Raw genomic sequence first — 23844 nt, 5'->3', positions numbered from 1 at the left:
ATAATCAGGTATCGAGCGTCAGTAGATGGACAAGCCGAGCCGCGACTCTGGCGGTTCGATTGTCCTGGTCGAATTCGGGGTTGAGCTCAGCGATATCGGCCAGCCGCAGCTTGCCGCTGTCGCGGATTGACTCGATCAAGGGCTCGAGCATGGCCAGCGACACACCACGGGCAGCGGGCGCGCTGACGCCGGGCGCTTCGGCGCTGGGCAGGACGTCCAGATCGGTGGTCAGGTAGAGGTGATCGCAACGTGAGATGAAGCGACCCAGATCGCGTACCAGGGCTTCGCTGCGTGCCGGCGTGAACTCACGATCTTCGCGAACCAGCACTCCAAGCGACTTTGCCCGTTGGAATAGCGCCCGGGTATTGGCGGCACGGCTGACTCCCAGGCAGGCATAACGGAACGGCCAGCCGCGTTCGCTGCAGCTGTCGGCAATCTGGGCGAAGGGAGTGCCGGATGAACGCACGTGGCTGGGGTCGCGCAGATCGAAATGCGCATCCAGGTTGATGATGCCGATACGTGGCCTGGCTTTACATGGCTCGGTCTGGCATGGCTCCGCGCTACCTGACAGGGCTTCGTGATTCTCGAGATGTCTGGCCAGCCCGGACCAACTGGCGAAGGCGACCTCATGACCGCCGCCCAGCACCAACGGGCGATGGCCGTTGTCCAGTAGTCCAGCCACCTGGCTGGCCAGTTCATGCTGGGCCTCCTCCAGCGCGTCGCCCTGGCACACCACGTCGCCAGCATCATGGGCCGGCCCCTGGCGATGCCAGGCCAGCGGGGCGAGCGCACGACGAATGGCTGCAGGGCCGCCGGCGGCACCGATACGCCCCTGGTTGCGTGCCACTCCGGCATCGCAGGCAAAGCCGATCAGCGCGGTGCCAGGCACGGCGCTCGGGGCCAGCGGCTGAATGCGTTGGTGCCAGCGGTCACTGTCGGGTTCGGGGTCGGTACGTCCCTGCCAGGGACTCATGTCGATAGCGGACATATTGTCGTTGGCAGACGCTGTGCGGGTCTTCTCGTTCATGCGCTCAGGCCTCCGTGGAAGATGCGCTGACGCAGACGGCCCGGTTGTACCGCATAGGCCAACTCGGCAGGGGAGTGGATGTCCCATACGCAGAGATCGGCAGGGGCACCCTCCTGGATGCGTCCCAGGCTGGGCTGTCCCAGGGCGCTGGCGGCGTTGGCTGTCATGCCGGAGAGCGCTTCCCGCGGCGTCAACTGGAACAGGGTGCAGGCCAGGTTGAGCATCAGGGTCGGCATGAACATGGGGGAGCTGCCGGGATTGGCATCGGTGGCCACGGCCATCGGTACCCCGGCTTCGCGCAGCCCGGCGATCGGCGGACGCTGGGTTTCGCGCAGGGTCAGGAAGGCGCCGGGCAGAATCACGGCGACACTGCCGGCTTTACGCATGGCGTCGATGCCGTGCGCGTCGAGATACTCGATATGATCGGCAGACAGCGCACCGAGCCCTGCCGCCATGGCCGTACCGCCCAGGTTGGACAGTTGCTCGGCGTGGGCCTTGATCGGCAGACCATGAGCAAGGGCCGCACGGAACACGCGTTCGCACTGAGCGACGGAAAAGGCGATCTTCTCGCAGAACACATCCACGGCGTCAGCCAGTCCTTCCGACGCGGCACGCGGGATCATCTCGTCGCACACCAGATCGATATAGCCATCGCTGTTGTCGCGGTATTCCGGGGGCAGGGCGTGGGCGCCGAGCAGCGTGGTCATCACCCGGACCGGCAGGTTCTCGCCGAGACGGCGGGCAACACGCAGCATCTTCAGTTCGTTGTCGACATCCAGGCCATAGCCGGACTTGATCTCCACGGTGGTCACACCATCGGCGATCAGCGCTTCCAGGCGGGGCTTCGCTGTGGCGTAGAGCTCGTCCTCAGTGGCGCTTCGCGTGGCATTGACGGTGCTCAGAATTCCGCCACCACGTCTTGCGATCTCCTCATAACTGACACCTTCCAGCCGTGCCTCGTATTCGTCGGCACGGCTGCCGCCGAATACCAGGTGGGTGTGGCAATCCACCAGGCCGGGCGTCATCACACCACCACTGCCCATGTCCTGATAGTGCTCGAGGTCAGAGGCATCGAACGCTGTCATAGGGGTGAGCTGGACGATCCGTCCGTCGGCGACCACCACGGCCATGGGTTCGGGCAGGGTCTGGTGGCCGTCGAAGACGCAGAGGTCACGCCACAGTAGCGGGCTTGTCATCTCGGTGGGCCGGGATGTGAGAGGCATGGCTGCACTCCGCAATTCAAATGTATATACAATTAGGCTAGCGCAGTGATAGTTCCTCGTCACGCATTTTTTGATACACGGAATCATGACAGGCTTTGCTTTTTTTCAAGACGTATATTATTGAAAATATTTATTTTTATTGGATTTGTCAGGATGTTGGAGAAAACGCTGAGCGTTCTTTTTAGACCAAAGTTGTAGCCTTGGTCACTGCCCGTGGATAGATCGGTGTTTTACACTCATGTATATACAATTTGGCGAGATGGATAGCTTGCACGGAGGTCTATATCGATTCTGATAACGACAACCGTTGGCAATGATCGTCAACAGCCATCGTCAATAACCATTCTCAATAACCATTCTCAATAACAACGAAGCCACCGACCGGTGCTGATGGATGCATTCTCTGCAGTCGTCGTCACGGTCCACCCGGAGTTGCTCCATGACCTCGTCATCCAACACAACGGCGGCACCGTCTCTTGCGACGGTTCTCAAGCTGCTGATACCCAGTGCTCTGGGCATATTGATCTTCTTCGTGCCGATGACCATCGGTGACAGGACCACCATTCCTCTGGACCATATGGTCGGCGCGATACGTGACCTGTTGGGAGGGGCCAGTGGCTACTACGCGCTGGCCCTGATCATTGCCGGTGCGCTTTACCCCATCATCAGCGGACGCTGGCGCAACAGCACCACGGAGCGTGTGTTTCTGGTCTTCAAGGTGCTGGGGGTGGCCGCTGCTGTCATGGCTCTGACGGGCTGGGGTCCCGCCGCTCTACATGCTCCCGACATGTTGCCGTTCCTGTTCGGCAAGCTGGTGATCCCGGTGGGACTGATCGTGCCCATCGGCGCCATTTTCCTGGCACTGTTGATCAGCTTCGGGTTGCTGGAGTTGATCGGAGTGCTGGTGCAACCGGTGATGCGACCGATCTGGCGTACGCCGGGGCGCAGTGCCATCGATGCAGTGGCGTCGTTCGTCGGCAGCTATTCGATTGGTCTACTCATCACCAATCGGGTCTATGTGGCCGGGCAGTACTCTGCCCGCGAGGCAGCCATCATTGCCACCGGGTTCTCGACAGTCTCGGCGACCTTCATGATTATCGTGGCTCGTACCCTCGACCTGATGTCGGTATGGAACCTGTATTTCTGGCTGACGCTGCTGATTACCTTCATCGTCACGGCGATTACCGTGCGTCTGCCGCCGATCTCGCGCATGGATGACAGTGCCGTCGACCAGGAACCCGTAGCAGGGTCCGGCAAGCGCCTGAAGACGGCATGGCAGGTCGGGGTCAAGGCGGCATCTGATGCGCCGAGCCTGACCTCGAGTGTGTGGTTGAACTTCCGTGAAGGGCTGGTGATGGCGATCAGTATCCTGCCGACCATCATGTCGGTGGGGCTGATCGGGCTGTTGATTGCCAAGTACACGCCGCTGTTTGATTGGCTCGGCTGGCTGTTCTATCCGTTTGTTGCCATCTGGGGCCTGGATGATGCCGCTGCGCTGGCGCAGGCCTCGGCGGCGGGATTGGCGGAGATGTTTCTGCCGGCACTGCTGATGGCCGATGCCGAATTTGTGGCGCGCTTTGCCGCTGGCGTGGTATCCGTTTCCTCAGTGCTGTTCTTCTCTGCCTCGATTCCCTGCATCATGGCGACGAGGATACCGCTGTCGATCGGTCGCATCCTGATCGTCTGGTTTCTGCGTGTGGCCTTCAGCCTGCTGCTGGCGGTTCCAACAGGAATGCTGGTTCAGGCGCTGGCGGCATCATGATCGCCAGCGTTTGCTAGCGCTCCGTATGCAGCGATGAGCGCAGCTTGTAGCGATCCCCCGGGTGCACCAGACGGGCGTAACTGATCAATCTATCGCCGGACCAGGTCCGGCGAATTAGTCTCAGGCAGGGCTGACCGTGGCTGATGTCGAGGTGTTCGGCGATGTAGTCATCGGCGGCAACGGCCTCGACAACATGCTCGACATCGCTGATCGGGCAGGCCGCGACCAGCACCTCGTTGGGAGTCTGTCGAGTGAAGTCGGTGTCCAGGTAGTGGGGCACCTGACGGGGGTCGACATAGCGGTCCTCGAGTTGGATCGGCACACCATTCTCCCGGTGGACGATCAACGTATGAAAGACGCGTGTACCGATGCGTACTCCCATGCGCATCGAGACATCATCGTCGGCCTTGCGGGCCTCGGCGATCAATATCTCGCTGGCATAGTCGTGGCCGCGAGCCTTGACCTCTTCGGCGATATTGTGGACCTCTACTAGTGACGACTCCGCCTTGCTGTCGGTGACAAAGGTCCCGACCCCAGGGTGGCGGGACAGGTATCCCTGTTGCACCAGGTCACGAATCGCCTTGTTGGCGGTCATTCTGCTGACACCGAATTCTTCCGCCAGGCGTTCTTCCGGGGGAATCTGATAGCCTGGAGCCCAGTCGCCATTGTGGATCTTTTCCAGCAGATGCTGCTGGATCTGCAGATAGCGGGGAAGGGTACTGCCCATGAGCGTCGAGATGTCCGTTCCAATGGAGGTGATACGAGTTTACGCGTTGCATCACGCGCCGGCATCCCGACGATGGGTGATATCAACTCGACAAGCCTTTGTGTTGGGTTGATCGTGGCACAAGGCCGTTTCGTTTCAGCGGCTATCATTGCGCTGGAACTGATCCAGCTTGAGAGGATGACTCTGGCCCAGCCAGATCACGCCCTGGGTGTGGTCGTACAGGTCATCATCAGTACCGAGGTGGACGAAGACATCCAGCGCGCCGCGATGGATGGCCAGCCAAGGCACGATGTCGCCGAAGTTCTCGGCGGCGAATGATAGCTGGCAACTCCACAATGGGTGCGGCCCGACCGGTTGGCGATGAAAACGACCGACCTGAACCTCGAAGCGCTCGGCACAGGCGTCAGCCAGGCGACGGGCCTGCTCAAGCCCCTGGTCGTCGTGGTAGTAGAGGTGGGCATGGTAATAGCGGATGGTCGGGGTGTCGGGCATGATCGGGCTCTCCTGAGGTGATCGACTCTCAGCATGCCTGTGCCGATGTGGTGCTGGCAATGCCTGTTCAGAAGCACCAACGGCGGCCCCCTGGGCCGCCGTTGGTCTTCAGGATCCGCAATATCCTGCTTACATGGTGGCGCTTTCCGGTGGCTCACCAATGCTGCCTGGCATGGCTGGTGCGGGGGCTCCTTCACCACGGGTCAGGGCGAGGAACTGCAGATGACGCTCATATTCACCGAGTACGTCATCGATGACCTGGCCACGGCTGTAGCCGTTGAGGTTCTGGCCCAGGCTGCCTTCTGCCAGATGTACGTCGAGGCGCAGGTAATAGTCGTCATCCACCGGCAGGAAGCTCGGTGTACGCATGCGATGGGGGCGTACCTGATAGACGAAGCTCTGCACGTCCTCGAAGTCGACCTGGAGTGTCAATCGCGGCAGAGGCTCGTCCTCGACCTGCTCCTCGCTCAGACTGGCAATCTGTCCACGGCTGGTGAGTTCATCGACAAACTGCTGCAGTGCCGGACGCAGGGCATGCTGGATGGTAGCGGCGGCACCGGCGCGGTTGGATGTGTCCAGGGCATGGTCGAGACGCTCCTTCCAATTGCCGGCATCACCGGTGGCGGCGACCAGACGGCGAGCATCGGCCTTGTCCTTCTCGGTACGCAGGGCGCGATGCAGGCCAAACATGATCGCGAACATCACCAGTGAGAAGGGCAGCGCCATGATCACCACGGCACTCTGCAGAGCATTCAGGCCACCGGCCATCAGCAGGGCAACAGTGATCAGGCCGATCACGGCGGACCACAGGATGCGCAGCGGAATCGGTGCATCATGGTTCACGTCGCGCAGGATCGAAGTGAAGTTGGCCAGCACCAGTGCACCGGAGTCGGCCGAGGTCACAAAGAACACCACGCCCAGCAGGGTAACCACCGAGGCGGTGATACCGATATACGGATACTGCTCGAGGAAGGTATAGATGGTGGTCTGCGGTGTGGCCAATGCCTGCTCACCCAACTCGGTGAGACCGTTGGTCACCATGTCGATACCGGAGTTACCGAAGATCGACATCCACGCCATCATGAAGGCCAGCGGGATCAGCAGGGCGCCCATGGCGAACTGACGAATGGTACGGCCACGGGAGATGCGGGCCAGGAACAGGCCGACGAATGGTGTCCAGGCAATCCACCAACCCCAGAAGAAGATGGTCCACCAGCCTTTCCACTGTTGGGCTTCATCACCGGCAAAGGCATAGGTGTCGAAGCTCTTGGCAACGAAGCTCGAAAGGTAGTCACCGATATTGATGACCAGGGCGTTGAGCAGTGCCAGGGTCTGCCCCTGGAAGAGTACGAACAGCAACAGGCCGGCGGCGAGCAGCATATTGAACTCGGACAGGCGACGAATCCCCTTCTCCACGCCGGTGACTACCGAGATGGTTGCCAGGACCACCACCAGCACGATCAGGATCACCTGGGTCGAGAGGCTCTCCGGGACCCCGAACATGAAGTTCAGGCCGTAGTTGAGCTGAATGACACCGATACCGAGGCTAGTGGCGATACCGAAGACGGTGGAAATCACGGCGGTGATATCGACGGCATTGCCGATCGGTCCGTAGATGCGACGTCCCAGCAGCGGATAGAGTGCACTGCGAATGGCCAGTGGCAGACGGTGGCGGTAGCTGAAGTAGGCCAGCGCCATGCCCATCAACACATACATTCCCCAGCCGGTCAGGCCCCAATGAAGGAACGTCTGAGGCACTGCCTGGCGCAGCGCGGCATGGCTTTCGGGGGCCAGCTCGGGCGGCGCCAGGTAGTGCGACAGAGGTTCCGCGACGCAGAAGAACAGCAGGTCGATGCCAATGCCTGCGGCGAACAGCATGGAGGCCCAGGACAGGGTGGAGAATTCCGGGCGTGAGTCATCCGGTCCGAGGCGAATGTTGCCGACCCGAGACAGGCTGATCACGACTACGAAGACCAGGTAGGCCACGGCGGCCAGCATGTAGTACCAGCCGAAGGTGCTATTGACCCAGTTGAGGCCAGCATCGAACAGGGTTCCGGCCTGTTCGGTAAAGGTCATGGTGTAGATGAGAAAGACCACGATACCTGCCAACGACCCGTGAAATACAATCGGGTGAAGGCGGTCGCGGGATGCAGCGGCATCGTCTAGATGGGGCATGCACGAACTCCCTTGATGAGTGAAGTGAGTACGCGAGTCGCCGGGTGATCATCAATGCTGTCCTGCAGTGATCGTTGACACCCTTCCAGTTGAGCTGGTGCTGTGGTTACTGATGTCTATCCTGCTCCTGCCGAGTGATGGGCTGATATCCCACGGCAGCTGAGTGCTGTTCCTGTCCTTGCGCACTGCACAGCGATCGGGCGGTTCTCGTCGTGACTCGGCTCGACCCTGATGACAGGGTCTCGTGCTGTTTCGTCGGGGGACTCAACAGCGTTTTTTGTTAATTGGACGTTCAATAAAATACAGAGTCGTCAAACAGGTTGCAAGGTGAGTCACAAACGCATCTTCATCACTGATTCCACGGAAGTGGTGGTTCACGAGCACTAGAGAGGGATCAGAACGAGTGGGGGCAGGCAGGGGAGTAGTGCAGGAAGCGTCGGGAGGTGAGTCCGAAAATGCCGCTGCCCGGATAGGCCGGGCAGCGATTCAGGTGACAGCGGTGAGGATGAGCCCGGAGATCAGGACTCGCTGTGCTGTGCTTCTCCATGACGGTCACCGTGGTGGTGGCCGTGAGGACCACGATCACCGCGACCATGGTCCGGCATCATGGTGTGCTTGAGCTCGTCGATCTGTTCCTCACTCAGCACTTCGGCCAGTGAAGCATGGGTGGTCTCGCGCAGCTCGTTCCAGGCCTGGCGGCGGGCTTCACGACTCTCGAAATCCCGTGCGCGCAGGGACTGGATGCTCTCGTGGAAGCCCTCACGAGTCTGCTGCAGGCTGGCACGATCCTCATCGGATAGCTGCCACTCGTCCATCAGTGCCGTCAGTCGCTCCTCACGCAGTTCCTTACCCGCCTGCTTGAGTGCCGTCATGCCTTCCTCGCCGAGGATCTGCTGACGCTGGTCGCGATAGTCGGCGTTGAGTTGTTCCATGGCGTCATGGTGCTCGATACCAGCTTGACGCAACGCTTCGCGCGTCTCGTCATCAATGCCGGCACGGTCGAACAGGACTTCCATATGCTCACCGCGATGGCCAGCGTGGTCCGGACCATGGGGCTCGTCGGCGGCCTTCTCGCCAGCCAGGGCTCCCATGGAAACCGGCAGCAGCATGGCGGTAAGAATGGCGGGAAGCAGTGCCTTGCGGGTAAATGATGTTGTCATCTGTGTCTCCTTCAGCGTTGAGGCGTCATTGTCTGACCTCACACACTATCTGCTTCAGTCGTGCAAACCCCATGCAGTGAATGTGCAGAGAACGTTCAAGTGACTGAATCGCCAACAGACGCTGAAAGATGAAATTCCGTTCAATAAACGGGGCCCCTGATGTCTGACACTCCCCTTTTCCTGATCAACGGAGTGCCACCATGTCCACAAGTCTGCTGTTGTCGATGTCGTCCTTTGCCCTGGTGGCGTCCATCTCGCCCGGGCCGGTCAATCTGTTGGTGCTGTCTACCGGAGCACGTTTTGGCTGGCGTCGCGCCATGCCACTGGTGATCGGGGCCAGTGCGGGGTTTACCCTGTTGCTGTGGCTGATCGGCATGGGCCTGAGCGAGATCTGGATGCGATTGCCCTGGCTGCGCGTACTGGTGCAACTGGCCGGGGTGGCTTTCCTGTTGTGGCTCGCCTGGCGACTACTGGCCAGCACAGCTGAGCTTGAGGTGGATCCCAGTGTGCAGCCTGCCGGTGCGATGACCGGGGCCATGATGCAGTGGCTCAACCCCAAGGCGTGGCTGGCTTCGGCGGCAGGAATGGGGATATTCGTCGATGCCGGTAACGCTCTGGGTGTCACTGGGTACGCATTGCTGTGGGGGGCGATCTGTCTGCTGTCGATCAGTGTCTGGGCATTGATGGGTGGCCGCATGGCGTGCTGGTTGACCTCCCGCGCCAGGCAGGCCTGGTGGAATCGTGCACTGGCGATACTATTGGTCGCCAGTGCGCTGGCGTTGTTGGTGGGATAGGCGTTGCTGACAGAAGAACTGTTGCCGGCGGGAGAGAGGGATTGCTGGTGATCACCACACTCAGGGACGCAGTCGTCGTCCCTGGTAATGTGCCGGTGTCGTGGCCAGTAGTCGCTTGAAGGTACGCTGCAGGTGGGCCTGGTCGGAAAAACCGCAGTCCAGTGCCACCTCGGCAATGGCCTCGCCATGGCGTAGGCGCTGCCGGGCCTGGCGTATACGCAGATCAACCAGCGCCGCGTGGGGTGTCACTCCATAGTGGCGGCGAAAGGCTGCAATCAGGCTGGTGGCGCCACAGTCGGCGATACGGCAAAGTTCTTCCAGGCCGATATCCCGCTGCCGTTCGGCGGCCATGAACTCCATGACCCTGGCAAGGCGCTCCGGTGGTACATCGGCTGGTTGGTGAGGGTGCAGGGTCTCGCGGAGAATACCGGCAAGAGTCTCGGCATGGCTTTCGCGTTCGAGTCGCGTGATGGCCGAAGAGTCGAGCGCATCAGCCAGCGCCATCAGCGCGTGGTGCAGCCTGGGGTTCCTGCTGGTGGTGGCGCTGAACATCGGTACATCCAGGCCTGTGTCACCTGCTGCCGCTGGACAGCGCTGGGCGAGCCAGTGGCTATCCAGGTAGATCATGTCGTAGGACCAGGGGGACGTTGACACGCTGTTGCAGGCGTGGCGGTCCTCGGCATTGATGATCACGGTGTCGCCACGACTGACATCGGTGCAGTGCCTACCATTGCGGTACTCGGAGTGGCCCGAGACGATGGCGCCGAAGGAATGGCAATCGTGGCTATGCATGCCATGGTTGAAGGCGTTGCCGGCCCGCACCCGACGAATCTCCAGCCAGGGCAGGCGCGGATCGCGCAGGAACCGCGAGGCAGGGTGGGGCTGCGGCTTGTATGGCATGCGGGACCTCGTAGGGGCTATGCTCCCGGGCAATCACTCCTCGGGCTGATACTTGTAGCCTACACCATAGACCGAGCGGATGATTTCGCGCTCCGGCCAGATATCGGCAATCTTCTTGCGCAGCTTCTTTACATGACTGTCGACGGTGCGCTCGGAGACGATGCGGTGATCGCGGTACATGTGATCCATCAATTGCTCACGAGCGAAGATGCGCCCCGGTGACTGCATCATGACCTTGAGCAACTGGAATTCCACGGCGGTCAGCCCCAGGTCCTGGCCATCGGCCAGCGCCCGCCAGCCGCTGTCGTCCAGTACCAGGTCATGGCCGGCAACAGATGTGTCCAGAGCCTGGCTGCGGCGCAGTACTGCCTTGGCTCTGGCGACCACTTCGCGCGGGCTGAAGGGTTTGCAGATATAGTCATCCGCCCCCAGTTCCAGCCCCAGCAGTCGATCGACCTCCTCGACCCTGGCCGTGAGCATGATCACCGCGATTCGGGGCCAGCGCTGACGGATCTCGCGGCACAGGGTCAGACCATCGGTGCCGGGCAGCATGAGGTCGAGCAGCACCAGTTGGGGGCGCTCCTCGATCTCGCTCAACCAGCCAATGACCTCATCGCCGTGGTCGATGTGGTGAGTCCGGTAGCCGCTGCCATTCAGGTAGTCGGCCACCAGCCGGGCGATCTTGGGTTCATCCTCGACAATCAGGATCTGGTCGTGGGCGATGGGCGCTTCAGTCATTCCTCATCCTCGTGTTGCTGGTGCGCGGCCAGTGCAGGAAAACGCAATGTCCAGCATAACCCACCCAATGATGACTGGGTGGGCTGCATGTCGGCATCGTGGGCACGGGCCAGAGCCGTGGCAATCGACAAGCCCAGACCACTGCCGCCACTGGCACGGCTGCGCGAACCTTCGACACGATACAGGCGTTCCGTCAGTCGCGGCAATTCGGAGGCTGGTACCCCCGGGGAGCTGTCCTCCAGGCGCAGCACCCAGTGATCCAGCTGACGTGTCAGGCTGACCTTTACCTTGCCGGGGGCCTGGGTATAGGCGCAGGTGTTGTCGAGCAGATTGCTCCACAGCTGGCGCAGGCGCTGCATATCACCGCGTATCCAGGCGGGTCCCTGAAGTTCGTATTCGAGTTGCAGGCCATGGTCATCCAGCCAACCTCTGGCTTCCTCGAGCCGTGATGTCAGGCTCTCGGCGAGATCCAGTGGGGCCAGTTGAACCTCCAGGGCACCGGCATCGCTTTGCGACAACAGGCGCAGATCCGCCACCAGACGTTCCAGTTGGCTGACCTCCTGGGCCAGCGAGTGAAGGTTGTCCTGATTCAGCGGGCGAATGCCATCCTGCATGGCTTCGATCTCGCCTCGCAGTACCGCCAGCGGGGTACGTAATTCGTGGGCGGTATCCGACACCCAACGTGTACGCGCCTCGCGGCTGGCCTCAAGGGTTTCGGCCAGCACGTTGAAGTCGTGGGACAGGCTGGACAGCTCATCGCGGCCACGTACGGGCAGGCGGATACTGTAGTCGCCTTCGGTGAGGCGACGCGTGGCCATGGCCATGCCACGGGCGCGGCGTCCCAGCCACCAGGAAAGTGCGGCGGCCAGCAATAGTGAAGCCAGCGCGAGGGCTGCAATGATGATTGTCAGGTTGCGCCGCTGCTGGTTCAGAAACAGCCGGTCCATGCGCGCCATCAACTGCTCTGGTGGCCGGTAGCCCAGGGTGCCGACCTGCTCGTCATTACTCATCACCGGCAACCAGCGCAGTTCTGCCGAGATATCGTCATCATTGGGGGGCAGCCCGATCACCGGCAGCCCGTTGGCATCGTGGAGTACGAAGTCCCGGGGATCGCCAAGATTCCCTTCGATGCTGACCGGTGGAAGATTGTCGGTCGGCCATAGCTGGCGGCGTACCAGGTGGTGCCAGGCACGTGGTGACTGGCGCAGCCACTGCCAGTCCTGACGGCGTGACCAGGCCTCGCCGAGGCCTTCCGCCAGGGTTTCGGCGCGCCGGGTCTGGGCGTGGTCGAGATATTCGATGAAACCTTGGTCGAGGCTGCGTGAAATCGCGACGAAAACCAGTCCGGCGATGGCTACATTGACCACCAGGATAATGGCGAAGAGCTTGAGGCCGAGCCGTGAAAATGCGGGCCGCAGCAGGCGTTTCGCTAACATGAAGAGGATGACTCCAAAGAGGCCGTTCAGCCGACGTCGGTAGCAGACGAGACCGGCACCACCCGCGGTGGTGTCTCCGTATCGCGTCGAATTCATGCCGACAGCATGCCATCACAGCATGGTGAAAAGCGGCAGCAATGGTGAAATCATTGTGCAGTTGGCGGCAATTCGGCGGCTCAGGGGCAGGTTTCCCCGATCAGCAGGCTGGTGTTCAGCAGACGGTCACTGGGGGTGTCGAGCCCGAGGACCATGCGCGCGGCCATGCGTCCCTTCTCGATGCTGTCCTGGCGTACCGTGGTCAAGCGTGGGGCCCGGTACTGGCCCTCTTCTATGCCGTCGAAGCCGGTCAGACGCAGATCCTCGGGTACTCGGATGCCACGTTGCTCGGCCAGAGTCAGGGCGGTCAGCGCGATCCGGTCGGACATACACAACAGCAGATCAGGGCGTTGATCCGGCGGGAGGTTGAGAATTTCCTCGATCACCGGGGCGCAGACTGCATGGGTGTTTTCCTCGATGTTCCACAGCGGGATATCGTCGCGATTCAGGCCATGGTCTTCCAGCGCGCGGAAGCAACCATCCAGCCGAGAGCGGGTGATGGTGCTCTGAGCGCTGAGCCAGTCATGGCCGGCCGTCAGACGGCCGTTGTGGGGCGTGGCCGACAGTCGCAGACAGACAATACCGACGCGCTTCGGTGGGTGGCGCAGAGCATGCCTGGTGATCGCCCAGGAGGCCGGTTCATTATCGATATGCACGGTAGGACGGCCGTTGATGTGGAAATCCACGGCAACCAATGGGCGATGGGCGGGCAGCTCGCTCATCATATGGTCATCGGGCATCAAGCCATAGACGATGAAGCCATCGGCCATGCTCGACGAGGCTGGCATCTGGCGCGAACCCGGCTGACGTCCGGACAGCAGCAACAGGGTATGACCGTGGGCGTCCAGGACTTCGGTGACGCCGGTGAGGAGTTCACTGGAAACGGCGTCATTGAGGCTGTAGGTCAGCGTCTCCGCCAGCACCACGGCGATGATTCGCGAGCGACCAGTGCGCAGCATGCGGGCTCGCGCGTCCGGGCCCGGATAGCCCATGCGGCGCGCCTCGCTGAGGATATGCTGGCGCAGCTCGCGGGACAGTTGATCAGGGCGATTGAAGGCATTGGAAACACTCGCGGTGGAGACGCCCAGCTCGCGCGCGAGGTCCTTGAGAGTCATTCGCCGGTCGGGTGGTGTCACGGCAACCTTCCGTTCAGTGAGGCGTTCAGCATACGGATTGCTCGTTGGCCTGTCAGCATGCATGCGGTCAGGACGGGCCACGGATCGAAACCTGCAGATGCCTACAGGGACAGCAGAAACAGGATCAGTGGCGGCGACAGTAATGACAACAGGAAGCCGCTGACTACGGCGATGGGGACACAGGCCACGCCGCCATGCTGCTGAATGACCGGCAGAGTGAAGTCCATGGACGTGGCGCCTCCATAGCCGATTGCCAGCGGCGCCATACGCTGGATAACCAGCGGAATCAGCACAAAGGCCATCAGTTCGCGAGTCAGGTCGTTGAAGAAGGCCACACCGCCCAGCACCGGGCCGAGGTGTTCGCCGATCAGGATGCCGGACAATGAGTACCAGCCAAAACCCGCAGCCATGGCCAGGCCTTCGTTCCAGCGCAGGTCCAGCAGTGGGGCGGCGAGTAGACCGCCGAGCAGTGAACTCAGGGCAAGCGTCACGGCAATGAACAGCCCGTGGCGGTTGAGCAGGATCTGTTTGAGTGGCATGCCAGAATTACGCAGTTGGCAGCCGATCAGTCCCAGCAACAGGTACAGCACCCATTCGGCGAGGCTCTCGGCGCCGCCGAACAGCGCTTCACCGACAAAGGGCTTCAGTACCAGGCCCAGCGCGATGCCGGCAAGAACGACACCCACCAGCGATAACGAACCGGCCAGTGCAGCGATCTTGCTGGTTGGGGCATTGCTGACGATCTGGGGTCTGCCGAGATCCAGTTGCAGGCGGTGCGATAGCCAACCCAGTGCCAGCAGATTGCATAGGGTAATCACCGTGAACAGCGTCAATGCCTGGCCGCCCATGCGTGAAAGCTGCGCAGCCAGGTCGGGGAGCCCGGCCAGGCTCAGGCCCATCAACATCAGGATGGCGTAGATGGACAGGCTGACGCCACGGTTTATGGCGTTCATGACTCGGCTGTTGTGTACAGGCACCAGGTAGCCGAGCACCAGCGGCAACAACACGATCAGGAGACCGCTGAACATGGGGGAGCTTCCTTTCTCGTCCACAGAAACGACCAACCGCCTCGGAAGGCGGTCGGGTCGGGAAGGCATTGATTGTATGCAGTTTCAGCGATTCAGCAAGGGAGACCATAGTTCCAGGAGGCCACGGCTCCGAAAGACAACAGCTCCAGGAGGCCACGGCTCCGAAAGACAACCGTTCCAGAAGGCCCCATTTCGCAAGACTATGGTTTCGCAAGACTATCTATGGTTTCCGAAGACCATGGCGCCGGAAGGCAATAGCTCCAGCAGATCATGGGGCACAGTGAGGCGCTGAACGGAGCGGTTGACGAGTGCTGACCGAGATCAATCAGTGCTGCTCGAGTGAGGAAAGGCTCATACGGCTCACCTGTTCGTCATGCTTGAAATAGTCGAGGCGCAGGATCAGGCCGGGAATCTCCGGGTGGAAGCTGATGACCATGTAGCGGTCCTGCTTATCCGGGTTCTGCAGCTTGATGGTGGGGGCCTCTACGGTCTGACCGTTGACCGCAACCGGGACATTGTCGATGGACCTCCAGTCCATGGTTTCCTCGCGTCCCTTGTAATCGATGAAGCGTACGCTGCAGTCGCTCCGACAGTGACTCTCCTGGGCCTGGCGGGCGAGGTTGATCAGTGCCGTCTGGCGATCGGGAACCTGCGCCAACTGCTCCTGGCCGAGCCGGTAGTCCTTGCCGACGCCCAGCATACGATAATTGCTGCGATAGCTGAGAGCACGAAGCTGGTCACCATCCTCGATGAATCGAGAGCTTTCGTTGCCCCCGGCGACAGCGACATTGGCGTGCATCTCGCTCAGCCAGTGTCCGCCCTCGCGGGAGACTCGGTGTTCGATATCGGCATCCGGCCAGCCATCGACGGCCAGGTGATAGCGGGCATCAAAGGCCTGGGGAGCACCGGCATATGCCGTACTGGCCAGAGCCAGTAGCGACAGTAGACAGCTGCCGATCAGTCCGGCAATGCGTGGTCGTGCCGGCTTGAACAATGAAGTACGCCTGGTTGAAGACATGGGCAGTCGATTCAGCCATCTGGATGGGAGTGGATATGGCATCACTGGTTGATTCTCGGATACCCGGAGGCGCGAAAGGTTCCGCTGGAATGCTCTGTCTGCTGCAGTGTGTTGTCCGAGGTGGCGAGTCTCCAGGACAAGGAGTACGCTGCAATACAGCATGATCGCGTGGTTGCCTGACTGCGTAAATACGAGGTTGTGCACATATAGGGTTGCGTAAATAGAGCTGCATAAGCAGTCAGCGCTCCCGGAGAGTCCAGAGAGCCCATAGCACCCAGCATTGTGACATCCATTCAGTTGCTGGGTGAAACAGTTGCCAGATGAAACAAGAGGAGCTTGACGATATGGCAAGACTACTGTTGATTGCGGGTGATTTCGTGGAAGACTACGAAGTGATGGTGCCTTTCCAGGCGCTGCAGGCGATGGGCCACCGGGTTGACGCTGTCTGCCCCGACAAACGCGAAGGTGACACGGTCAAGACCGCCATTCATGATTTCGAGGGCGATCAGACCTACACCGAGAAGCCGGGCCATCATTTTGCACTCAATGAAACCTTTGCCGACGTCACTCTGGCGGACTACGACGGTCTGGTGATTCCCGGTGGACGTGCCCCCGAATACCTGCGCCTCGACCAGCGAGTGCTGGAGATGGTGCGCCATTTCGTTGATGCCGAGAAGCCAGTAGCCGCCATCTGCCATGGTGCACAGTTATTGGCGGCGGCAGTGCGACTCGATGGTTATCGCATATCGGCCTATCCCGCCTGTGCCCCGGAAGTCCAGCTTGCCGGTGGTGAGTTCGCTGATCTCGACGTGACCGATGCCGTTACCAGCGGCCACTATGTGACAGCGCCTGCGTGGCCGGCGCACCCTGAGTGGCTGAGGCAGTTCAACGAGTTATTGTAGCTACGAGCCACGAGCAGGGGACTGCCCGTGGCTCGCAATGTTCTACAAGGGTTGTGGTGGCTAATTGACTGGTCTAATCTAGCGCCATGACCAATACTTCTCCAGCACGCGATCTGCTGATTCAGGTCGGCAAGACCATGATCGCGGAACAGGGCTACAACGCGACGGGCATCAATGCGGTGCTCAAGGAAGCCGGCGTGCCCAAGGGTTCCTTCTATCACTATTTCGCCAGCAAGGAAGCCTTTGGCCTGGCGGTCATCGAGTCCTTTGCCGAGGAGAACGACCAGCAGTTGTATGGCGTCCTCAAGGATGCCTCCCGTCCGGCTCTGGATCGAGTGTCAGACTGGCTGGCGGTTTCCCGTGGCGAGATGAAGCGTTGCGATCACTCGCGGGGATGCCTGATCGGTAATCTGGGACAGGAAATGTCGTCGCGTAGTGATGTGCTGCGTGACGCTCTGGCGCAGGCCTTCCAGCGCTGGGAAGGGTGCCTGGCGGATTGCCTGGGAGAGGGGCAGGCTGAGGGTAGTGTCCGTCGGGATCTCGATGCCGGAGCCCTCGCGGCTTTTGTCATGGCGGGCTGGCAGGGGGCGCTGTTGCGTGCCAAGACAGTCCGGGACTGCCAGCCGTTGTATGAGTTCGAGCAGACGTTGATGGCGTGCATCAGGACCCACTGATCTCGCCATCTAATCGATAGTGGTGAATGCAAATCAATAGTGGCGAATGACACAGTAACTATTAACCCGGCATGCTTTCATGTTGGGTTAATGGCGGCACAGGAAAGTGCCGCCGTCGGCCATCAGGCCGACGCGAGACCGCATCACACCAGCAGATCCGAGCATCTGCGCCAGTGTGGTGCGGACGACAATCAAATCGATCAGGATGAGCTATTTGATTGCCATGTTAATAGTAGACTGGTCTACACCGATGTGGCTCATCGCTCTGCCGGCCTGGATTCAAGGCCGCATGACCAGAGCCTGGGACCAATGCTGTATGACCAACGAGAGGCGTCAGGCAAGGGGCATGTTGCGGTCAAGACCGCCGTTCATGGCGGTGGCTCGAAAGGTGACCGGATGCCCCGGCCTTGATCTACGCTGTTGATGACACCAGGTGCATGGAGACCCCTGATGAGTAACGATACCAGCTATCAACCACCCCGTGTGTGGCAGTGGGAAGGCGAAAGTGGTGGTCAGTTCGCCAGCATCAACCGCCCCATTGCCGGCGCCACCCATGAGCGTGAACTCCCGATCGGCAAGCATCCACTGCAGCTCTATTCGCTGGGTACGCCCAATGGCGTCAAGGTGACCATCCTGCTTGAGGAGTTGCTGGCTCAGGGCCATGGCGGTGCCGAGTATGATGCCTGGTTGATTCGCATTGGTGATGGCGATCAGTTCGGCAGTGGTTTTGTCGATATCAATCCCAATTCAAAGATTCCGGCTCTGGTGGATCATAGTGTGGTAGAGCATCGTGGGGAGGCGCCGTTGCGGGTATTCGAGTCCGGCTCGATTCTGCTTTATCTGGCCGAGAAATTCGGTGCTTTCCTGCCCAGTGATATTCGTGCACGCACGGAAGTCATGAACTGGCTGTTCTGGCAGATGGGGTCGGCACCCTTCGTCGGCGGAGGATTTGGCCACTTCTATGCCTATGCGCCGGAGAAGCAGGAATATCCCATCAATCGCTATGCCATGGAAACCAAGCGACAACTCGACGTTCTTGATCGCCAGCTGGCGAATCACGAGTTCATCGCCGGAAGCGAGTACAGCATCGCCGACATGGCGATCTTCCCCTGGTATGGCGGTCTGGTGATCAACAATCAGTATGATGCCGCGGAGTTCCTCTCCGTGCATGAGTACACCAACGTCCAGCGCTGGGCAGAGCAGTTGGCGGCTCGTCCTGGCGTACGGCGTGGACGGATGGTCAACCGCACCTTCGGAGAGCCATCCGAACAACTGCTCGAACGTCATGATGCCAGTGACTTCGAAACGCGTACTCAGGACAAGTTGACCGAAACCACCTGACTCAGTAGCCCGCCTGGCGGTCGATGCTCTCGACCGCCTCTCCCGCCTGCAATGCCTGGATACTGTTGACGACCTGGTCAATGGCCTCGTACAGGGGCGTGGGACCGGCCATATGCGGCGTCACGATGATGGACGAATGGCTCCACAATGGACTGGCCTCGCTCAGCGGCTCCTGTGGGAAGGCATCGAGGATCGCGCCTCGCAGGTGGCCCGGCTGATTATCGTCGCCCAGTGCCTCAAGCAGTGCTGCTTCGTCGATCAGCGTGCCACGGCCGGGGTTGATCAGACTGGCACCCTGGGGCAGCAGGGCGAGCCGCTCGGCGTTGATCAGATGGTGCGTGGCAGGAGTATCCGGCAGCAACAGTACCAGGCTGGTGCTGTTGCGGAGCACCACGTCCAGTCCTTCATCTCCGTGATGGCAGTGAATGCCCTCCACCTGTTTCGGTGACCGGCTCCAGCCGTATACGGGAAACCCATCTCGGGCGGTACTCTGGGCTACGCTTGTGCCGATGGCGCCCAGCCCCAGTACGCCGACGCCCCAGTCGCGCTTGTCGACGACATCATGGGGTTGCCAGCGCCGCTGACGCTGCAGCCGCGCATAGTGGTCGAAGTCGCGCTGGAAGTGCAGCAGACCGTAGCGCACATAGTCGGCGATCAAGTCGGCCATGCCGGCGTCACGTAACTTGATGATGGGAATATCGGCGGGCAGTGCCGGGTTGGCCAGCAGCGCATCGACTCCGGCCCCCAGGTTAAGGATAGCCTTGAGGTTGGAGCAGTCACCCAACAGGGCCTGGTCTGGCTTCCAGGCGGCGAGATAGTCGACGCCTGCGCGCCAGTCGGAGGAGGCCTCCTGACTGGTCTTGATCTCTGCCTCGGGCAAGCGACTGGCCATTTCATCACGCCAGCGTTCGGCATTGTCGATATGCACCAGAATTCGCATGATGTCTCCGTTTTGCCTGGTGGCTCTGCAGCAGTTCGTCAAGCTGAGGCTGGGCGGGTAACGCCGCTTCAATAGACGATCTGCATCATGGGGGGCGGTGAATCTTCGAGCAGTGCGGCGAGTTGCTCCAGTCCAGACCGCAGGCGCTGGATGTCGGGCTCAGCACCGAGGCTCAGACGGATTCGACGCGGTGGTGGTGTCTGCTCGACCATGAAGGGGCTGGCAGTAGTAATGGCCAGGCCTTCCTGTTCCGCCAATTGCTGTAACTCCTCGGCTCGCCAGGCGTTGGGCAGGCTCAGCCATACGTGAAGGCTGGTCGGCCGTGATTCCAGTAAATGTCCGGTCAACACCTCAGCTGCCAGCCGCTGACGTTCGGCAAGCAACTCACGCTGGGTGAGTGCCATTTCATTGACTGTACCATCTTCGATCCAGCGATCGGCAATCTCGAACATCAGTGGCGGAGCCATCCAACTGGTGGCTCGCAGGCGCGGCAAGGTGTGGTGCAATTGGCCGCGGGGTACGGTGACATAGCCGGTACGCAGCCCTGGCACGGTGACCTTGGTCAGACTGGTGACATGAAAACCCTGGTGAGGGATACGCGCGCTGATCGGCATCAGGCCCGGGGACTCGAGCAGGGCGTGGACATCGTCCTCGATCAACCACACGCCATGGCGTTCGAGCACGGCAGCCACCTCATCACGGCGCGTGTCGTCCATGGTGGCGCCGGTGGGATTGAGCTGGGTCGGGGTCAGGCATACAGCGCGTGGCTTGAAGCGGTGGCAGGCCGCATCCAGTGCATCGGGCATGACGCCCAGTTCATCCACCGGTACCCCACGCAACTGGAAGCCGAGGGTCCGTGACAGGGCGATCAGGCCGTGATCCGTGAGCGCCTCGGTGAGTACCAGATCACCGTGCTGGACCACACTGGAGATCGCCAGCATCAGACCGTGAGCGGCTCCATTGCAGAGGATTCGGTCCTCGATGTCGCCCGGCATGCATAGCTGGCTGGTCAGCCAGGCGCTGGCGCGCTCTCGGTGATGTTCGAGCCCGGCAATGGGGCGGCTGGCGCCGATGATATCCGGATGGCCATCGTCGGCGATCTGTTTCAGGGTGTGGCGAAAGCGTTTGTAATGATCCGGTGGGCATACCGGATGCGCAATCGACATATCAATCAGTGGATCCTCGCCGCGGGGCTCGCCGTTGCGCAGATAGGCAGATTCCCGTGACTCGTCCAGCACATTGACCCAGGTGCCGCTGCCGACGCGGGAGCGCACCAGTCCCATCTTCTCGGCCTGTGCATAAGCCCGCGACACCGTCTGTACACTGACACTCAGTTGCTCGGCCAGCATGCGGTGTGGCGGCAGGCGTGTGCCTGGTGTCAGCTCGCCGGAGCGAACGGCTCGTGACAGTGCTCTGGCGATGGCCAGGTACTTGGGATGAGCATCGTCAAGGTAGTGCGTCAGGTCAATTGTCATGACTCAATAAACCCTTTGACCGAAATCATGGTAGTGGTGCTAGTATCACCACAACGACATTGTTAAGACATTGTCATGATAAAACGGCACAAACAATCATGACATTTGATTCGGCGTGATGCCAGCATGGATCTTGCAGGAGCGGATACTGAAAGCGCAGACAATCGATGGCGCCGATGGATGAAGGCTCTGGATTATCGAAGGTTCTGGACAATCGAAACGCGTGCAGTGTCGGAACGCTACAGCAATACCAAAAAATGTGCCGGGCAGAACGGAATCTGACTGAATATCCTGGATGAGCCAAAGCGCTCATTGTGACGATGCAGGAAATGCATCAGTGATCAGTTGGTTTCCGGGGACGCCCGGGTTTCGGTGATGTCTTTGTAGGGCGAGTGGTTTCATGATTCAGGTTTCGCTGCCGTTCACTCGTGAGGAATACGCGCAACGCCTGCAGAAGGTGCGCGCCGACATGGCCATGCGTGGCATCGACGTGCTGGTGATCAGCGACCCTTCCAACATGGCCTGGCTTACCGGCTATGATGGCTGGTCGTTCTATGTCCACCAGTGCGTATTGATCGGGCTGGAAGGTGAACCGGTGTGGTATGGACGTCGTCAGGACAGTAATGGTGCTCTGCGTACCTGCTGGATGGACCCTGACAATATCACCTACTACCCCGACTACTACGTCCAGAATCCGGACATGCATCCCATGGAATATCTGGCCCAGTCGATCATGCCCGATCGTGGCTGGACCGATGGGGTGGTGGGTCTGGAGATGGATAACTACTACTTCTCGGCCAAGGCATGGCAGAGCCTGGTCAAGGAGTTGCCACATGCACGCTTCCAGGATGCCAACTCTCTGGTCAACTGGTGCCGTGCCATCAAGTCGCCGCGTGAAGTCGAGTACATGCGTACCGCAGCGCGTATCGTCGAGGCAATGCATACACGCATCCTCGAGGTGATTGAGCCGGGGCTGCCCAAGTCGCGATTGGTATCGGAAATCTATCGAGTGGGGATCGAGGGGTGGACCGACCCCAGTGGCAAGGTCTTTGGTGGTGACTATCCCGCCATCGTTCCCCTGCTGCCGACCGGCAGTGATGCGGCAGCACCGCACCTGACCTGGGATGACGAGCCCTTCCGCGAGGGCGAGGGTACCTTCTTCGAGATAGCTGGTTGCTACAAGCGCTACCACTGTCCGCTGTCGCGTACTGTCTTCCTGGGGACGCCGCCGAAGGACTTCGTACGTGGCGAGTCGGCTCTACTTGAAGGTATCGAGAATGGCCTCGCGGTGGCGCGGCCCGGCAATCGCACGGCGGATATTGCCATGGCGCTCGGCGCGGCGATGGACAAGTACGGCTTTGACCGTGGCGGTGCGCGTTGTGGTTACCCCATCGGTATCAGCTACCCACCGGACTGGGGTGAGCGGACCATGAGTCTGCGTCCCTCTGACGAGACCATTCTGGAACCGGGCATGACCTTCCATTTCATGCCGGGGATGTGGATGGACGACTGGGGACTGGAGATCACCGAGAGCATCCTGATCACCGAGCATGGTGCGGAACCGCTGGCCAACTTCCCGCGGCAGCTGTTCGTCAAGTAACGTGCCGGAGGCACGCGCATCATATAGATAGCCTATACAGAGATTCGTTGATCCGGCGCCTTTGACACCTTTGGCACATTCGGCAAGGTGCTCGGCGCCATCAGTGCAGGAGAGAACATGAGCAAGCGCAAGAGCCCCATTTCAGCCACCGTCGATTTCGATGCCCAGGGCGTACAGCACGGCTTTCTCAAGCTACCGATCTCCAATGATGAGTCGGCCTGGGGCGCGGTGATGATCCCGATCACCGTGGTGGCCAATGGAGAAGGGCCGACAGCACTGATCACCGGGGGCAATCATGGTGATGAATATGAGGGCATTACCGCGCTGCAGAAACTGTCCTGCTCACTCAAGGCCGAGGACGTTCATGGGCGCGTGATCATTGTACCGATGATGAATACGCCAGCCGTCCAGGCAGGACGCCGAACGTCTCCCATGGATGGAGGTAACCTCAATCGCAGCTTTCCCGGTGACCCGGATGGGACAGTGACGGAGAAGATTGCCGACTACTTCACCCGTGAGCTGGTGCCGATGGTCGATGTCGTGCTGGACCTGCACTCCGGCGGTCGCACTCTGGATATCATTCCGTTCGGTGCTTCGCACGTGCTGGATAATGCCGAACAGCAGCGTGCAGCTCTGGAAGGCGCCAAGGCTTTCGGTGCTCCCTACGCGATGGTGATGTTCGAGCTCGATGCGGCGGCGCTGTTCGACACCGCCGTGGAAAGCCAGGGCAAGATATTTGTTGCCACGGAACTGGGCGGTGGCGGTACCTCAACACCGGAGAGCCTGGCGATCACCGAGCGTGGCATCGACAACTTCCTGATTCACTATGGGTTGAAGGATGGCGAAGTCGAGATGCCGGCCGAGCAGGTCTATCTCGATATGCCGGATGCCAGCTGCTACGTGCAGAGTGAGCATAGTGGCTTGCTGGAGCTGACATTGGCTCTGGGGGATGAAGTTCGTCGGGGCGATGTCATTGCCCGTGTCTATGACATGAGTCGCAGTGGCGCGGAGCCGATCGAGTATCATGCTCAGCGTGACGGTATCCTGGCGGCGAGACGTTTTCCCGCTCAGGTCAATATGGGCGATACCATCGCCGTGATTGCAGAGGTTGTGGAAACATTGGCCTAAGCTGATATCACCAACCCGATGCCGCCCTGAGTTCCTGTTTTCCTGCCCGGTACCGGGCCAACAGTGGACCAG

22 protein-coding genes are annotated in these 23844 nt (G+C 60.5%); 8 read left to right on the top strand and 14 right to left on the bottom strand.

The annotated features are described in order from the left end of the window. Positions 1-4 precede the first annotated feature (4 nt). Both hutG and hutI read right to left on the bottom strand, forming a co-directional pair. Positions 5-1027 (bottom strand): formimidoylglutamase, encoded by a 1023-nt coding sequence (gene hutG, locus BUE38_RS19185; protein WP_234987107.1) that lies wholly within the window; start codon positions 1025-1027, stop codon positions 5-7. Then, complete coding sequence (gene hutI / locus BUE38_RS19180; protein WP_234987106.1) at positions 1024-2250, bottom strand: imidazolonepropionase; 1227 nt, start codon at positions 2248-2250, stop codon at positions 1024-1026. The genes hutG and hutI overlap by 4 nt, the downstream gene beginning before the upstream one ends. Positions 2251-2689: 439 nt before the next feature. Here hutI and BUE38_RS19175 point away from each other — a divergent pair, with 439 nt between their 5' ends. Next, positions 2690-4012, top strand: a complete 1323-nt coding sequence (locus BUE38_RS19175; protein WP_073436850.1) for a YjiH family protein — start codon at positions 2690-2692, stop codon at positions 4010-4012. A gap of 13 nt (positions 4013-4025) precedes the next feature. On the opposite strand, the gene hutC is transcribed toward BUE38_RS19175, so the two are convergent. From hutC to BUE38_RS19155, 4 genes are all read right to left on the bottom strand, one after another. Beyond that, a complete protein-coding gene (gene hutC / locus BUE38_RS19170; protein ID WP_073436849.1) occupies positions 4026-4739 on the bottom strand; it encodes a histidine utilization repressor in 714 nt (237 codons plus the stop codon). Between the two features lie 135 nt (positions 4740-4874). Beyond that, on the bottom strand, positions 4875-5231 hold the full coding sequence (locus BUE38_RS19165) for a DOPA 4,5-dioxygenase family protein (protein ID WP_073436848.1): 357 nt from the start codon (positions 5229-5231) through the stop codon (positions 4875-4877). Between the two features lie 129 nt (positions 5232-5360). Beyond that, the gene (gene betT / locus BUE38_RS19160) at positions 5361-7406 is read right to left on the bottom strand and encodes a choline BCCT transporter BetT (protein WP_073436847.1); all 2046 of its coding nucleotides are present in this window, start codon (positions 7404-7406) and stop codon (positions 5361-5363) included. Between the two features lie 518 nt (positions 7407-7924). After that, positions 7925-8566, bottom strand: a complete 642-nt coding sequence (locus tag BUE38_RS19155) for a hypothetical protein (protein ID WP_073436846.1) — start codon at positions 8564-8566, stop codon at positions 7925-7927. Between the two features lie 200 nt (positions 8567-8766). Between BUE38_RS19155 and BUE38_RS19150 the strand changes: the two genes are divergently transcribed. Continuing rightward, positions 8767-9360 (top strand): LysE family translocator, encoded by a 594-nt coding sequence (locus tag BUE38_RS19150; protein WP_073436845.1) that lies wholly within the window; start codon positions 8767-8769, stop codon positions 9358-9360. Positions 9361-9420: 60 nt separating this feature from the next. Here the strand turns inward: BUE38_RS19150 and BUE38_RS19145 are convergent, their stop codons facing one another. The 6 genes from BUE38_RS19145 to BUE38_RS19120 all read right to left on the bottom strand — a co-directional run bounded on the left by BUE38_RS19145 (position 9421) and on the right by BUE38_RS19120 (position 15712). Continuing rightward, positions 9421-10260, bottom strand: coding sequence for an AraC family transcriptional regulator (locus BUE38_RS19145; protein ID WP_073436844.1), 840 nt, complete (start codon positions 10258-10260; stop codon positions 9421-9423). Between the two features lie 33 nt (positions 10261-10293). Then, positions 10294-10998 carry a response regulator gene (locus tag BUE38_RS19140; protein ID WP_174788050.1) on the bottom strand — a complete coding sequence of 235 codons (705 nt, stop codon included), beginning with the start codon at positions 10996-10998 and terminating at the stop codon, positions 10294-10296. Continuing rightward, a complete protein-coding gene (locus BUE38_RS19135) occupies positions 10995-12434 on the bottom strand; it encodes an ATP-binding protein (RefSeq protein ID WP_073436904.1) in 1440 nt (479 codons plus the stop codon). The genes BUE38_RS19140 and BUE38_RS19135 overlap by 4 nt, the downstream gene beginning before the upstream one ends. Positions 12435-12610: 176 nt before the next feature. Next, entirely contained in the window at positions 12611-13666 is a 1056-nt protein-coding gene (locus BUE38_RS19130) for a LacI family DNA-binding transcriptional regulator (RefSeq protein ID WP_234987105.1), read from the bottom strand. Between the two features lie 101 nt (positions 13667-13767). Beyond that, entirely contained in the window at positions 13768-14694 is a 927-nt protein-coding gene (locus tag BUE38_RS19125; protein WP_073436842.1) for a LysO family transporter, read from the bottom strand. A gap of 325 nt (positions 14695-15019) precedes the next feature. Next, a complete protein-coding gene (locus BUE38_RS19120; RefSeq protein WP_143166400.1) occupies positions 15020-15712 on the bottom strand; it encodes a hypothetical protein in 693 nt (230 codons plus the stop codon). 344 nt (positions 15713-16056) lie between these two features. On the opposite strand from BUE38_RS19120, the gene BUE38_RS19115 reads away from it, so the two are divergent. From BUE38_RS19115 to yghU, 4 genes are all read left to right on the top strand, one after another. After that, positions 16057-16614 (top strand): DJ-1/PfpI family protein, encoded by a 558-nt coding sequence (locus tag BUE38_RS19115; protein ID WP_073436841.1) that lies wholly within the window; start codon positions 16057-16059, stop codon positions 16612-16614. A gap of 86 nt (positions 16615-16700) precedes the next feature. Beyond that, on the top strand, positions 16701-17288 hold the full coding sequence (locus tag BUE38_RS19110; protein WP_073436840.1) for a TetR/AcrR family transcriptional regulator: 588 nt from the start codon (positions 16701-16703) through the stop codon (positions 17286-17288). A 90-nt stretch (positions 17289-17378) separates the two neighbouring features. Continuing rightward, a complete protein-coding gene (locus BUE38_RS19105) occupies positions 17379-17699 on the top strand; it encodes a hypothetical protein (protein ID WP_073436839.1) in 321 nt (106 codons plus the stop codon). Between the two features lie 39 nt (positions 17700-17738). Beyond that, positions 17739-18629, top strand: a complete 891-nt coding sequence (gene yghU / locus BUE38_RS19100) for a glutathione-dependent disulfide-bond oxidoreductase (RefSeq protein ID WP_073436838.1) — start codon at positions 17739-17741, stop codon at positions 18627-18629. 1 nt (position 18630) lies between these two features. On the opposite strand, the gene BUE38_RS19095 is transcribed toward yghU, so the two are convergent. Together BUE38_RS19095 and ehuR are read right to left on the bottom strand one after the other, a co-directional pair. Continuing rightward, on the bottom strand, positions 18631-19569 hold the full coding sequence (locus BUE38_RS19095) for a 2-hydroxyacid dehydrogenase (RefSeq protein ID WP_073436837.1): 939 nt from the start codon (positions 19567-19569) through the stop codon (positions 18631-18633). A 68-nt stretch (positions 19570-19637) separates the two neighbouring features. Further along, positions 19638-21044: a MocR-like ectoine utilization transcription factor EhuR gene (ehuR, locus tag BUE38_RS19090; protein ID WP_084542045.1), complete on the bottom strand. Its 1407-nt coding sequence runs from the start codon at positions 21042-21044 to the stop codon at positions 19638-19640. Positions 21045-21444: 400 nt separating this feature from the next. On the opposite strand from ehuR, the gene doeA reads away from it, so the two are divergent. Both doeA and doeB read left to right on the top strand, forming a co-directional pair. Continuing rightward, complete coding sequence (gene doeA, locus BUE38_RS19085; protein ID WP_073436836.1) at positions 21445-22644, top strand: ectoine hydrolase DoeA; 1200 nt, start codon at positions 21445-21447, stop codon at positions 22642-22644. A 117-nt stretch (positions 22645-22761) separates the two neighbouring features. After that, positions 22762-23772 carry a N(2)-acetyl-L-2,4-diaminobutanoate deacetylase DoeB gene (doeB, locus tag BUE38_RS19080; protein ID WP_073436835.1) on the top strand — a complete coding sequence of 337 codons (1011 nt, stop codon included), beginning with the start codon at positions 22762-22764 and terminating at the stop codon, positions 23770-23772. Positions 23773-23844: the final 72 nt, after the last annotated feature.

The sequence above is a fragment of the Halomonas cupida genome (assembly GCF_900142755.1).
GTDB classification, from domain to species: Bacteria; Pseudomonadota; Gammaproteobacteria; order Pseudomonadales; family Halomonadaceae; genus Halomonas; species Halomonas cupida.
Note: the sequence above shows the minus strand (reverse complement) of the source record. Positions and strands in the feature narration are given on the sequence as shown.